The 12,223-nt window shown below is 52.3% G+C and carries 13 protein-coding genes; 7 read left to right on the top strand and 6 right to left on the bottom strand.

The genetic code is table 11. From position 1 onward, the window contains the following. Positions 1–31: 31 nt before the first annotated feature. Positions 32–688, bottom strand: coding sequence for an HAD family hydrolase (locus FVB43_RS23575; RefSeq protein ID WP_167864873.1), 657 nt, complete (start codon positions 686–688; stop codon positions 32–34). Positions 689–963: 275 nt separating this feature from the next. Here FVB43_RS23575 and FVB43_RS23570 point away from each other — a divergent pair, with 275 nt between their 5' ends. Next, entirely contained in the window at positions 964–2,169 is a 1,206-nt protein-coding gene (locus FVB43_RS23570) for a serine hydrolase (protein ID WP_167864872.1), read from the top strand. Positions 2,170–2,279: 110 nt separating this feature from the next. Here FVB43_RS23570 and FVB43_RS23565 read toward each other — a convergent pair whose 3' ends face one another. From FVB43_RS23565 to FVB43_RS23550, 4 genes are all read right to left on the bottom strand, one after another. Continuing rightward, positions 2,280–3,563: an HAAAP family serine/threonine permease gene (locus tag FVB43_RS23565; RefSeq protein ID WP_159338109.1), complete on the bottom strand. Its 1,284-nt coding sequence runs from the start codon at positions 3,561–3,563 to the stop codon at positions 2,280–2,282. 563 nt (positions 3,564–4,126) lie between these two features. Then, positions 4,127–4,732: an undecaprenyl-diphosphate phosphatase gene (gene ybjG, locus FVB43_RS23560; protein ID WP_159338128.1), complete on the bottom strand. Its 606-nt coding sequence runs from the start codon at positions 4,730–4,732 to the stop codon at positions 4,127–4,129. Beyond that, positions 4,732–5,472, bottom strand: coding sequence for a phosphatase PAP2 family protein (locus FVB43_RS23555; protein WP_133841089.1), 741 nt, complete (start codon positions 5,470–5,472; stop codon positions 4,732–4,734). The genes ybjG and FVB43_RS23555 overlap by 1 nt, the downstream gene beginning before the upstream one ends. A gap of 217 nt (positions 5,473–5,689) precedes the next feature. Next, positions 5,690–7,378 (bottom strand): aspartate:alanine antiporter, encoded by a 1,689-nt coding sequence (locus FVB43_RS23550; RefSeq protein WP_133841088.1) that lies wholly within the window; start codon positions 7,376–7,378, stop codon positions 5,690–5,692. A 297-nt stretch (positions 7,379–7,675) separates the two neighbouring features. Here FVB43_RS23550 and ybjM point away from each other — a divergent pair, with 297 nt between their 5' ends. Next, on the top strand, positions 7,676–8,062 hold the full coding sequence (gene ybjM / locus FVB43_RS23545; protein WP_159338111.1) for an inner membrane protein YbjM: 387 nt from the start codon (positions 7,676–7,678) through the stop codon (positions 8,060–8,062). A 68-nt stretch (positions 8,063–8,130) separates the two neighbouring features. Here ybjM and FVB43_RS23540 read toward each other — a convergent pair whose 3' ends face one another. Further along, on the bottom strand, positions 8,131–8,394 hold the full coding sequence (locus FVB43_RS23540) for a GrxA family glutaredoxin (RefSeq protein ID WP_133841086.1): 264 nt from the start codon (positions 8,392–8,394) through the stop codon (positions 8,131–8,133). Between the two features lie 203 nt (positions 8,395–8,597). Between FVB43_RS23540 and FVB43_RS23535 the strand changes: the two genes are divergently transcribed. The 5 genes from FVB43_RS23535 to FVB43_RS23515 all read left to right on the top strand — a co-directional run bounded on the left by FVB43_RS23535 (position 8,598) and on the right by FVB43_RS23515 (position 11,887). Beyond that, complete coding sequence (locus tag FVB43_RS23535; RefSeq protein WP_133841085.1) at positions 8,598–8,885, top strand: YbjC family protein; 288 nt, start codon at positions 8,598–8,600, stop codon at positions 8,883–8,885. Further along, the gene (nfsA, locus tag FVB43_RS23530; protein ID WP_133841084.1) at positions 8,869–9,591 is read left to right on the top strand and encodes an oxygen-insensitive NADPH nitroreductase; all 723 of its coding nucleotides are present in this window, start codon (positions 8,869–8,871) and stop codon (positions 9,589–9,591) included. The genes FVB43_RS23535 and nfsA overlap by 17 nt, the downstream gene beginning before the upstream one ends. Before the next feature lie 24 nt (positions 9,592–9,615). Then, complete coding sequence (gene rimK, locus FVB43_RS23525; protein WP_133841083.1) at positions 9,616–10,518, top strand: 30S ribosomal protein S6--L-glutamate ligase; 903 nt, start codon at positions 9,616–9,618, stop codon at positions 10,516–10,518. A gap of 121 nt (positions 10,519–10,639) precedes the next feature. After that, the gene (locus FVB43_RS23520) at positions 10,640–11,215 is read left to right on the top strand and encodes a YceI family protein (RefSeq protein WP_133841082.1); all 576 of its coding nucleotides are present in this window, start codon (positions 10,640–10,642) and stop codon (positions 11,213–11,215) included. Positions 11,216–11,407: 192 nt separating this feature from the next. Next, positions 11,408–11,887: a YbjN domain-containing protein gene (locus tag FVB43_RS23515; RefSeq protein WP_133841081.1), complete on the top strand. Its 480-nt coding sequence runs from the start codon at positions 11,408–11,410 to the stop codon at positions 11,885–11,887. Positions 11,888–12,223: the final 336 nt, after the last annotated feature.

Genomic DNA, 12,223 nt, shown 5'->3' with positions numbered 1-12,223 from the left:
AGGGCTGACCGGAAACGATCAGCCCTGAACGTTACCGAAGCCAGTGACAGATTTCCCAGCCGCGCTGCTGAGCCAGCAGGCTTAGCGGTTCCGCAGGGTTAATAACCCAGGCATGGTCCGCATGTTCCAGCATCGGCAGGTCGTTGATGGAATCACTGTAAGCCCAGGTGCGGGAATAGGTCGGCGTTTGCGCCTGTAGCAACCAGTCGTTCAGACGGCTGACTTTGCCCTCTTTATAGGTCATGGTGCCATAGGTCTGGCCGCTGTAGCGGTCATCAACGATCTCCACGCCAATCGCCAGTGCACCGCACGCGCCCAACTGTTCTGCGATCGGTGTAACCAGATGTTCACCACTGGCCGAGATAACAATGACGGTATCGCCACGTTCCTGATGCCAGCGCATTCGCTCGCGGGCGGCAGGGTAGACGCGTGGCAGGATGTCTCGCTGAATAAAGCGGCGGATCCAGCCGGATACCGTGGCGGCTGACATCCCAGCCAGCGGGGAGAGTGTGGTATGCATATAGGCTTCCATCGACAGCGAGCCTTGATAGTATTGTTCCATCAGAGCCCGCTCTTCATCGATCAGAGCGGCAGGGGCAAATCCCTGGGAAACCAGCCAGCGCAGCCACAGGCCGGTACTGTCTTCACAAATCAGTGTTTCATCAAGATCAAACAGCGCTAAATCCATCGTCGTGACTCCTCTTGCAGACTTTTCTCAGATTAGCGGATTTTTGTGACAGGCTTAACTGTTCGCCGATAATTCGGATTTACGCCCGTTTTACACTTTGTGAAAATGACGCTAAATTGTGCCTTATTGCAGGCAAAATCAGCCATATTGAATAAACTGTAGAAATCTTTACGGTAAAATTGTTCTTTTTCAGGATGTAACACCTTAGTGTAGGGCGGTTAGTCTCCTGGCTTTAATTTTAATCATTGTCTTTCAAATGGATACCTGGTCACGACATGAAGAATATTTCCCTGTCATCCCGTGTTTTTACACTGGCTACCACCTCCACGCTGTTGCTATTAACACTGTCCCCCGCCAGGGCAGAGCAGGCACCTGCCGCCCCACAGATTGAGGCGAAAGCCTGGGTGCTGATGGATTATAACAGCGGTAAAGTGCTTACCGAATCTAATGCCGATCAGCGCCTTGACCCGGCCAGCCTGACGAAAATGATGGCAAGCTATGTTACCGGGCAGGCTCTGAAAGCAGGCAAAATCAGCAACGATGATATGGTGACCGTTGGCAAAGACGCGTGGGCCACCGGTAACCCGGTATTGCAGGGGTCATCCCTTATGTTCCTGAAACCCGGCGACCGTATCCCGGTTTCAGAGCTGAATAAAGGCATTGTGATCCAGTCCGGTAACGATGCCAGTATTGCCCTGGCCGATCATGTGGCGGGCAGCCAGGATTCGTTTGTTGGCTTGATGAATAACTACGTGAAGGCGCTGGGGCTGCAAAATACCCATTTCAAAACAGTGCACGGGCTGGATTCCTCCGGTCAGTACAGCACTGCTCGCGATATGGCGCTGATCGGCCAGGCGTTGATTCGCGATGTGCCGGAAGAGTATGCCCTGCACAAAGAGAAAGAATTTACCTTCAATAAGATTCGCCAGCACAACCGCAACCGCCTGCTGTGGAGTACCAATTTGCACGTTGACGGTATCAAGACGGGTCATACGTCCGGTGCCGGCAACAACCTGGTGGCTTCCGCGACGGACGGCGATATGCGCCTGATCTCCGTGGTGCTGGGTGCGGCTACCGATGCGATTCGTTTCCGCGAAAGTGAAAAGCTGCTGACCTGGGGCTTCCGTTTTTTTGAGACCATCACGCCGATTAAAGCGGGGAACGCATTTGCCACCCAGCGCGTCTGGTTTGGCGACCGGAAAGAGGTCAGTCTTGGTGTGGCGAAGGATGCTTCAATTACGCTGCCAAGAGGGCAGATGAAAAATCTGAAGGCCAGTTTCACACTGACCCAACCGCAGCTGACGGCGCCGCTGGCTAAGCATCAGGTCGTTGGGACAATTGACTTCCAGTTGGATGGCAAATCGATTGAGCAACGCCCGCTTGTGGTGCTGGAGGAAGTGAAAGAGGGGGGATTCTTTAGCCGCATGTGGGACTTCGTGATGATGAAGATGAATAGCTGGTTTGGTAGCTGGTTCGCGTAAATCGTCAACGTATTGGGCAAGGCGTGCCTTGCCCCTACATACGACTTCGGGATTTTACAGGGCGAGGTGTGCAAAGCGGTAGGGGTCAGGCATGACTGACCCTGTGAACATCAGATCAGGTCATACGCCACGGCGGAAATTGCCACCAGGCCTACCAGCACGACAAACACATTGCTCAGCTTGCCGCTGTATTTGCGCATCGCCGGGACTTTGTTAATCGCGTACATCGGCATCAGGAACAACAGCACGGCGATGATGGGGCCACCCAGGCTCTCAATCAGGCCGAGAATGCTTGGATCGAGTGTTGCCACAATCCAGGTCGTCACCAGCATAAACAGCGCGGTAAAGCGGTTCAGTTTATGCTCGGCAATGGTTTTACCCCGGCTGCGCAGCATCTTATTCACCGTACCATTAAAGCCTTCACGTGCACCCAGATAGTGGCCCAGGAAGGATTTGGTAATGGCCACCATCGCAATAATTGGTGCCAGCCACGCCATCAGCGGGGTGTCAAAGTGGTTCGCCAGATAAGACAGAATAGAGATGTTCTGGGACTTGGCTTCCGCCAGGTTTTCCGGTGTCAGGCTCAATACACAGCTGAACACGAAGAACATCACGGTAAGCACCATCATGATATGGCTGCGTGCCAGAATGCGTGAGCATTTTGGTTCAGCCTGGTCGCCGTACTCTTCGCGTTTGGCAACGGCAAAGGCAGAGATAATCGGTGAGTGGTTGAAGGAGAACACCATGACCGGGATGGCCAGCCACAAAGTCATCATCAGACCTTTTCCGCTGCCACTCAGGCTGACGTTGTCGAAGATTGCGCTGCTCCAGTGTGGGATCAGGTATAACGCCAGCAGCATCAGTACCAGAACAAACGGATAAACCAGCACGCTCATCGTTTTGACGATGATCTCTTTACCAAAACGCACAATCGTCATCAGACCGACAATCAGAATCAGAGACAGCAGCGCACGTGGCGGTGCCTGAATCTGCAACTGGTGAGTCATGAAGCTTTCCACGGTATTGGTGATCGCCACGCTGTAGACCAGCAGGATCGGATAGATGGCAAAGAAGTAGAGCAGGGTGATCAGCTTACCGGCACCCACGCCAAAATGTTCTTCAACCACTTCAGTAATATCTTCGCCCGGATTACGGCCAGACAAGACGAAGCGGCAGAGTCCACGGTGAGCAAAATAGGTCATCGGGAAGGCCAGTACGGCCATGATGATCAACGGGATCAGGCCACCAATTCCGGCATTGATTGGCAGAAACAGTACGCCCGCACCAATCGCCGTACCATAAAGGCCGAGCATCCACATAGTGTCAGTTTTACGCCACGCGCTGGCATCCTGCGTTGCTTCGGGGCTCAACACCGCCGTTTGGGATGTGTCCATGATTTCTCCAGGGTTGAAATGTTAAAACAATTAACTAAATCGTATTCCTTCCGCGATATCAGAATTAACCCCTGATTACGGCTTTAATTAATTACTCTGATTTTATGGCGCACACTCTACCACTAGAAAAAATAGAAGAAAGCACTGTCTTTGGGGTTACCGGTGATCGAAATCACATTTCCATCACCTTTTTTAGTGTGAACATCTGTAGGGTGGGTTTTTGAAGGGGTTATTGACCAGGTAATGAGTGTTTAAACAGGTATTTACACTGATTTTTATCATTTTGGTATGGTGAAATAGTGAGCGTAGGCGGCGAAAATATCAGCTTTGTTTTTCGTAATTTTTTAATTATCAATGGGTTGTATTTTTTTTAGTGGAGTGGTTTGCGGTTAATTTAAGCGCCTTGCGCAACACGCATAATATCTGGGAGATAGGTTGATGATGTTGCGCAATAAGCAAAAAGTGATTTGCATGAAATAGCCGTGCATTTTTTAAAAAAACAGGGAGAGGTGTGATCTGCATCAAAGTAAAAGAGCCTGAATAATCAGGCCCATCATGTTGGATTAATCGCGTACCCATCCTTTACTGATGGGGAAGGCAAACAACGCCCGATAGAGAGAAGAGAGGCGGGGTAGCAATGTCGCGCCAAACAACTGCCAGAATATTTGCGCAAACAGGCAGGAGAGCAGTCCCACCAGCATGCCACCCAGCATATCCAGCGGCCAGTGTACGCCCAGATAAACGCGCGACCACGCAATGGCTGCGCCAGTCACCATCAAAATCGCGCCTGACCACAGGCGGTGCCAGCAGATAAAGGCAATGGCAAAGGTAAAGATCACCGTACCGTGATCGCTGGGGTAAGAGTCATCCGGCGCATGTGACAGGAACTGATGCCCCAGACCAATAGCAAAAGGGCGCGGGTGTGGGAAGAGTTGCGCCAGGCACCAGGAAATCGCAAGGGCGTAAAGCAGTGCTATGCCGGTTTTAACCACCAGCACACGTTGTGAAGTGAGCTGGCTGCGAGGCCCCCACAGCCACAGGCCCACGATCAGCAGGGGAACAATGGCGATCACATCGCGGGCAATAAAGGTGGCCAGGTCGATCAGCCATTCGGGTGACGCCGCGTTGGCATTGACCCAAAGAAACAGTGCCCGGTTCAGCTCTTCCATCATGTTGATTTCCTCGTCTTGTTAAGCAGATACGTTACGCATCCGAAAGTCACACATTGCGTCAGCCAGACCCACCATGCTGCCCACAGGTTGTGGGAGAGAAAGTGGGCGCCGCGCATAATCTGTCCAAAGCCCATCACCATGCCAACGGCCAGGGCTGCCCACCAGCAGGCCCAGGCCAGGCGTGTGCGTTGTGGGTAGAACAGAAAAAACAGCGCCAGGGCACTGAAGCCGCTGGATGCATGGCCGCCGGGGAAACAGCGTCCCGGCCCGCTGTTCACCGGGACAGCGCCGAACAACGGGTATGAGACCGCCTTCCCCCCAAATTCCACCAGATCCCACGGACAGGAGTGGGCACTGGTGGCCTTGAGTACGCCCACCACCAGCGGGCCAATGCCCATCAACAATGCCACTAATACCCAGCGTGGCTGACGGCGTACCACGCCGGCCAGCAGCAGTACGATACCCCCGCCAATGACCATCTGTTTAAGCAGCCGATGGTTAATCAAATCAAGCCAGTGATTATCTTTCCACGGAAATTGCTGTGTCAGCGGGTCAAACCACAGGCGAGTGATCGCCATATCGATGCTTTCACTGCGCGACAACCAGATAAACACCATGGCGCTGAGGATCAGTAGCACGAATTGCTTAAGGTAAAAGTGTGTGGGCAAGGGGTAAAGAGAATCGCTCTTAATTACACGATTCGTTTGGCTTTTGTTGAGAATTAATGATGATTTCATGACAGTTTGGCGACCAGGGGAGCATGGTGCTACTTTGCCGTGAGGGGCTTAAGGAAACATTAAGAAGGCCGCAGAAAATCGGACAGGAGCAGAAAAGAAAAAAACCCGAAAATCATAAGATTAACGGGCTCCACAATAAGGGGATTTCAAAGAAAAGCAGTGGCATAAATTAAGACTTCACGCCGTCACAAAAGTTCTCTGAAATCGATTAATTATTTTATCCGCCTAAAATCGGCCAGATTATCACGATTAATGTTCCAGCCAGCGTCAGTAAAACGTTAGCAATGGCATAGGTTCCTGCATAGCCCAGTGCCGGGATGTTACTGCGTGCAGTATCGCTGATTATTTCCATCGCCGGGGCGCAGGTGCGGGCACCCATAATGGCGCCAAACAGCAGGGCGCGGTTCATTTTCAGTACCCAGGCACCGAACAGGAAGCAGATAATCACCGGCACCAGACTGACAACCAGCCCGGCACCCAGCATCAGCAGACCGGTTTCGCCTAAACCGTGGGTGATGCCGCTACCGGCGCTTAAACCGACACCCGCCATAAATACCATCAGCCCGAACTCTTTCACCATCGTCAGCGCGCCCTGAGGAATGTAGCCAAAGGTTGGATGATTGGCACGCAGGAATCCCAGCATAATACCGGCAAACAGCAGACCTGCCGCGTTGCCAATGCCGAAACTAAAGCTGCTGAACTGGAAGGTGATCATCCCGATCATCAGGCCGACGATAAAGAAGGCACAAAATGCCAGCAGGTCGGTCATCTGACTGTGAATCGAGATAAAGCCGATGCGGTCGGCGACGGATTTCACGCGTCGTGCTTCACCGCTGATGTGCAACACATCGCCTTTGTTCAGGATAATGTTGTCGTCGATAGGCATTTCGATCTGGCTGCGGATCACCCGGTTAAGGAAGCAGCCGTGGTCTGTCAGCTTCAACTGGCTCAGACGTTTATTCACGGCATTGTTATTCTTAACCACGATCTCTTCATTGACGATGCGCATATCCAGCAGGTCGCGGTCGAACACTTCTTTTCCGTTACGGAAGCTCGGATCCAGGCGGGAATGCGCGTCAGGATAGCCTACCAGCGAGATCTCATCGCCAGGTTGGAGCAGGGCATCGCCGTCGGGGTTGGCGAGAATGCCATTACGGCGAATTCGCTCAATGTAGCAGCCGGTTTGACGGTAGATACCCAGCTCACGCAGATTCTTCCCATCGCTCCAGGCAACCAGTTCCGGGCCAACGCGATAGGCGCGGATCACTGGCAAATAGACTTTGCGCTGGCTGTCCGGGTCCAGCCCACGTTCGCGGGCAATCTGCTGTGCGCTGGTCGGCAGGTCCTGATGCTGTAATTTAGGCAGGTAACGTGCACCAATAATCAAACTTACCAGGCCCATCAGGTAGGTCAGCGCATAGCCAAGGCTAAGATGATCCTGTGCCAGCGTCAGGCTTTTCTCGTCGGTGAGGGTTTGCCGCAGGGTATCGCCCGCGCCAACCAGCACCGGCGTGGAGGTCATTGAACCGGCCAGCATCCCGGCGGTCAGGCCGATATCCCAGCCGAACAGTTTCCCGAGTCCAAGCGCAAGTATCATCGCACTGGTGACCATGACAATCGCCAGCATGAGATAGTTTTTTCCATCGCGGAAGAAAATAGAGAAAAAATTCGGCCCGGCTTCCACGCCGACACAAAAAATAAATAACATAAAGCCGAGATTGAGTGCTTCAGTATTAATCGAAAAATGCTGCTGGCCGAGCAGTAATGAAACAACTAAAACACCAATAGAATTACCCAGTTGAACAGATCCTAACCGAAGTTTGCCTAAACATAACCCCAGGGCGAGTACGACAAATAATAACAGAATGTAATTTCCACTTAACAAATCTGCGATGTTTATATTCACGGTTTAACTTCTTGTTTACCAGTAACCTATTGAAGAAAAGGGGTTTATACGCTAGATTCCACCCTGTGTTCGTCATTCGTCCGCTGTGGGTTAACAGGACTTGCCAACAGCCAGATAAATTGCACCACTATGTTAATCCCTATGCCGATTGACAGCCAGTCTCCGGCACGCTTATTTGTTACCCGTTCTGTTTTTATCGAATAGGCTGACCAAAAACGGCAATTACCCATAGTGACTGAAATGGCTAATTGATGCGTTGAATTGAATTGGGTTTTAAATAACCTGGAGAAAATTCCCGTGTGGATAAAAGGTATCCGTTGGACAGGCCTGATTGCCTGTAGCGCACTCTATGGTGCTATCTATATCGCCGTGCGCTATCCGCTGCCCGCAGGGTACATCGGGCATGCGCAGTTGGGTCTGTTGTTGTTTGTGCTGCCGGGCGCACTGGCCGCGTTGACCTCAAAAGAGTCCCCACTGACCGCAATGGTCATTGCTATCGCACTGGCGTCCCCTCCTTGCCTGGTGCTGATGCAGTCAGACGGTTTTAACTCTGTGGGCCTTGGGCAGGAGATTGCGTTTATTGCCAGTGCGGTATTCTGGTGCGGGTCTGGCACCTTGGGCGTGATGCTGTGGCGCACGCTGATGGATATCCATCACCAGCAGGATGGGAAAGGGCGTTTATAGCATTGCTGCAAAAGCAAAGGGCCGATCTCAACGATCGGCCCTGACAGTCATCATGGCTGCGGTGATGATTACTGGAACAGGCCCAGATTCTCTTTGGCATAGGCTTCGAAATCAGTGCAGCCGCCAATGTGGGTTGAGTCGAGGAAGATCTGCGGCACGGTTTCTACCGGCTTACCCACCGTCTTCTCTAAGTCAGCTTTAGTGATCCCTTCCGCGTGAATATCGATATAGCGGAAATTGAAGTCTTCACGTTCTTCAGTCAGTTTTTCTGCCAGCTCGGTCGCGCGAACACAGTAAGGGCAGCCAGGGCGTCCAAAAATCACTGCAAACATAGGTTTCTCCTCAAAGGGTCAGAATTTTATGTGATTCATATCACATTTCATTGCTCAATGGCGCTTATGATGCCCGCATCCCCCGTTGAAAGGAAGAAGGAATTACCTGTTAGTCTGATTCGCAGCACCTATGCATAAGGGCACAAACTGCGCTTTAATAACCCCCTTTCAGCAGGAATATCGTCATTAGCAGGAGAGCCGTTATGCGTGCCTTTAGTCAGCTGCCCCGGGCGGTGTTAGTTCTCGAAGTATTCGGTATTTTGCTCTTGATCCTGTCTTACCTCACGTTACATGAAATGCTACCCTTGCCGTCGCCTTTTACCGGTAAGCTTGCAGCAACGTTGATGATCTTTGCCGGTATTGCCCTGATGCTGCCTGCTGCCACGGTGATGATGTGGCGGACAGCGAAGGTAATGGCACCCGAACTTTTTAACACGCGCCGTTCGCGTGATAAGCCCAAATCAGGAGATTCCCATGACGCCGACCATTGAACTACTGCGTTCACACCGTTCGATTCGCGCTTACAGCGACCAGGTAATCACCGCAGAGCAGCGTGCCGCGATTCTGGATGCTGCACAGTCGGCCTCCACCTCCAGCTTTTTGCAGTGTTCCTCGATTATTCGTATTACGGATACTGAGACGCGCAATGCGCTGGTCGTTTTGAGCGGCGGGCAAAAATACGTTGCCGAAGCCGCCGAGTTTTGGGTGTTTTGCGCCGATTTCAACCGTAACCAGCAGATCTGCCCGGACGCTGAATTAGGGCTGGCAGAACAGCTGCTGCTGGGCTGCATCGATACGGCTCTGATGGCGCAGAATGCCCTGGTCGCTGCCGAATCGCTCGGTTTCGGCGGCTGCTTTATTGGTGGCATCCGTAACCATATCGCTGATGTGACGGAGCTGCTGGGTTTGCCGAAGTTCGTTCTGCCACTGTTTGGCCTCTGCCTGGGCAGCCCGGAGCAGGATCCTGATCATAAACCGCGTATGCCTGCGGGGCTGTTGATGCATGAAAACTGTTATCAGCCGATCGATCCTGCGTTACTGGCGCAATATGACCGCGAACTGGTGGCCTATTACCAGTCACGCGACAGCAACCGTCGCTCGGAAAGCTGGAGCGAGCACATTCAGAAGACGCTGATCAAGGAGAGCCGTCCGTTTATTCTTGATTACCTTCATCAGCAGGGCTGGGCTACGCGCTAATCCTTTTGGCCCCGGAGGCTATTGGTGAAAATTGCTATTCTTTCCCGTGATGGTTCGCTTTACTCGTGTAAACGTCTGCTGGAGGCCGCGCGAGCGCGTGGTCACAGCATTGACGTCATAGACCCGCTCTCCTGCTATATGAATATCAATCCTGGTGCATCGGCTATCCATTACCGGGGTCGCCAGCTGTCACATTATGACGCGGTTATTCCACGCATTGGTTCGGCCACCACGTTTTACGGCACGGCGGTACTGCGCCAGTTTGAAATGTGTGGCAGCTACCCGCTGAATGAATCGCTGGCGATAGCCAGGGCGCGTGACAAGCTGCGCTCGCTGCAACTCCTGGCGCGAGCGGGGATTGCCATGCCGATCACCGGATTTGCCCATTCACCGGATGACACCCGCGATTTGATCGAGATGGTGGGCGGTGCGCCGTTGGTGGTCAAGCTGGTGGAAGGTACCCAGGGGATTGGAGTGGTGCTGGCAGAAACCCGCCAGGCTGCGGAAAGTGTGATTGATGCTTTTCGCGGTCTGAATGCTCATATTCTGGTACAGGAGTTTATCAAAGAGGCGCGCGGGCGTGACGTGCGTTGCCTGGTGATCGGTGGGAAAGTGGTGGGTGCGATCGAGCGTGAGGCAAAAGAAGGTGATTTTCGTTCTAACCTGCATCGCGGCGGCACTGCCCGGCGTGTGACGATCAGCGACAGCGAGCGAGAGATAGCGATTAAAGCGGCCACCACGCTGGGGCTTGATGTGGCCGGCGTCGATATTCTGCGTGCCAGCCGGGGACCGCTGGTGATGGAAGTTAACGCATCTCCTGGATTAGAAGGTATTGAGAAAACCACCGGCCTGGATATTGCGGCGATGATGATTGGTTGGATTGAAGAGCAGGCCCAGCCGGGTTTTTGTTTGAAAACCGGTGGTTAACCTCAAGAAGCGATCTTATTCAACAGAGGGGTGACGCTGTAAAAGGGTAATGCAGAGAGTACCGTGAATAAAATCATGCGGTCAGGTGTTTACGCAATGACGTCTAAAGAGAGGTTTACCCATGATGCGTTCTTGCTGCTTTCTGAGTTTTTTACTGCTGATCAGCCCGGTTCTGTATGCTGCGCCTGAAACCTATGTCATCTCGACGGACAAAACTGCCATCGGGCTTTCCTGGCGCGCGTTTGGCCACGCGTTTTCTCAGGCGCATTTAGAGGGGGTGACGGGAACGGTGATACTGGATCCCATGGCGGACTGGGACGATCATATTGAGGTGAAAATACCGGTCGCCACGCTGGTTGCGTCAAACATCCTCCTCACCAGTCAGATGAAAAGTGCCCTGTTTTTTGATGCGGTTCATTATCCCTGGATACGCTTTACCAGCAGCCGCGTGGTGGCACTGGGGCAGGGGCAGTTCAGAATTTTCGGTCTTTTATCCGTCAAAGATGTTCGTCGTCCGATCATCATGGAGGCGACGCTGGATAATCACGGTGTGTTATCGCCAGAGGCACAAACGCTGGCACTGCATGCATCCACCGCGATTTCGCGCAGTGCATTTCGGGTTGATCGCCTTGTCGGCATTGTTGACGATCGGGTGGCAATTGACCTGACGATTGCAGCGCACGCCACGCGGCCATAATATTCGTTGGTCTGAATGCTGCAGCGGCAGGGGGCGTTCTGTTGTTGCCTCAGGCGGCGTGGCCAGGAAGTGTCTCCCTGAGTTAATGCTTAAAACCAGCTGCTGGCGTCATATTTCTGTCGTAATCATGGTTTTTGGCGGCGTTTTTACGTAAGCTAGGGCGCAATTTTATTGCGGCATGAGACAAAGAATATGGATTCACTCGTCGTTCCGGATCTCGACGTATTGCGACGTTGGCTGGATCAGCAAAGCATCACCTGGTTTGAGTGTGATTCATGCCAGGCACTACATCTGCCGCATATGCAGAATTTTGATGGGGTGTTTGATGCCAAACTCGATTTGGTGGATAACGTCATTCTGTTTTCGGCTCTGGCTGAAGTCAAACCCACGGCCCTGATCCCGCTGCTGGGCGAATTGTCACAGATCAATGCCAGTTCGCTGACGGTGAAAGCGTTCCTTGATATTCAGGACGATAATCTGCCGAAACTGATAGTCTGCCAGTCGCTGAGTGTGACCGCCGGGTTGACCTATGGCCAGTTTGTCCATTTTATGAAGCAGAGCGAAGAACAAATTTCGATGATCGTCATGGAGGCTTTTGCCAATAATCTACTGATGATCGGTGAAGATGACGATCGGACACCCGTGAGCACGGGGCATTCGGTTCTGCATTAATCGGCATTTTTACACCTCATGCTTTCTTCCGGGCGGATACTCTTTCCGCCCGTTTTAATCCTGTTTCCTCTGTTCATTCCACGCCCCTGAATCAAATGCTGTTTTAAACACCAACTTCAGCATGATCATAACCACTTTTTATTCTGCATTTTGCCCTATATTGCCAGATATCTGTCGCTGTTTATGCCGTGAATGGCGTATCACATAGAGGAAACATGCATAAAAAATCGATAAAAGGCGTTTTTTACGCTAGGGGCTGGTCTGATCCTGATACTGGGGCTATTCTTGCGTGGCTGCATTACGCGTGCAACGTCCCCAGATATATAGGTTTTTAGT

The organism is Erwinia rhapontici (genome assembly GCF_012271765.1).
Lineage (GTDB): Bacteria > Pseudomonadota > Gammaproteobacteria > Enterobacterales > Enterobacteriaceae > Erwinia > Erwinia rhapontici.
This window is presented reverse-complemented; position numbering and strand designations above follow the sequence as displayed.

Coding starts and splice junctions, on each gene's coding strand:
- FVB43_RS23555 (WP_133841089.1), bottom strand. CDS start 5,472: ATGAAATCATCATTAATTCTCAACAAAAGCCAAACGAATCGTGTAATT.
- FVB43_RS23565 (WP_159338109.1), bottom strand. CDS start 3,563: ATGGACACATCCCAAACGGCGGTGTTGAGCCCCGAAGCAACGCAGGAT.
- FVB43_RS23535 (WP_133841085.1), top strand. CDS start 8,598: ATGCGTGCCTTTAGTCAGCTGCCCCGGGCGGTGTTAGTTCTCGAAGTA.
- FVB43_RS23575 (WP_167864873.1), bottom strand. CDS start 688: ATGGATTTAGCGCTGTTTGATCTTGATGAAACACTGATTTGTGAAGAC.
- FVB43_RS23570 (WP_167864872.1), top strand. CDS start 964: ATGAAGAATATTTCCCTGTCATCCCGTGTTTTTACACTGGCTACCACC.
- FVB43_RS23540 (WP_133841086.1), bottom strand. CDS start 8,394: ATGTTTGCAGTGATTTTTGGACGCCCTGGCTGCCCTTACTGTGTTCGC.
- FVB43_RS23520 (WP_133841082.1), top strand. CDS start 10,640: ATGATGCGTTCTTGCTGCTTTCTGAGTTTTTTACTGCTGATCAGCCCG.
- ybjG (WP_159338128.1), bottom strand. CDS start 4,732: ATGGAAGAGCTGAACCGGGCACTGTTTCTTTGGGTCAATGCCAACGCG.
- FVB43_RS23515 (WP_133841081.1), top strand. CDS start 11,408: ATGGATTCACTCGTCGTTCCGGATCTCGACGTATTGCGACGTTGGCTG.
- nfsA (WP_133841084.1), top strand. CDS start 8,869: ATGACGCCGACCATTGAACTACTGCGTTCACACCGTTCGATTCGCGCT.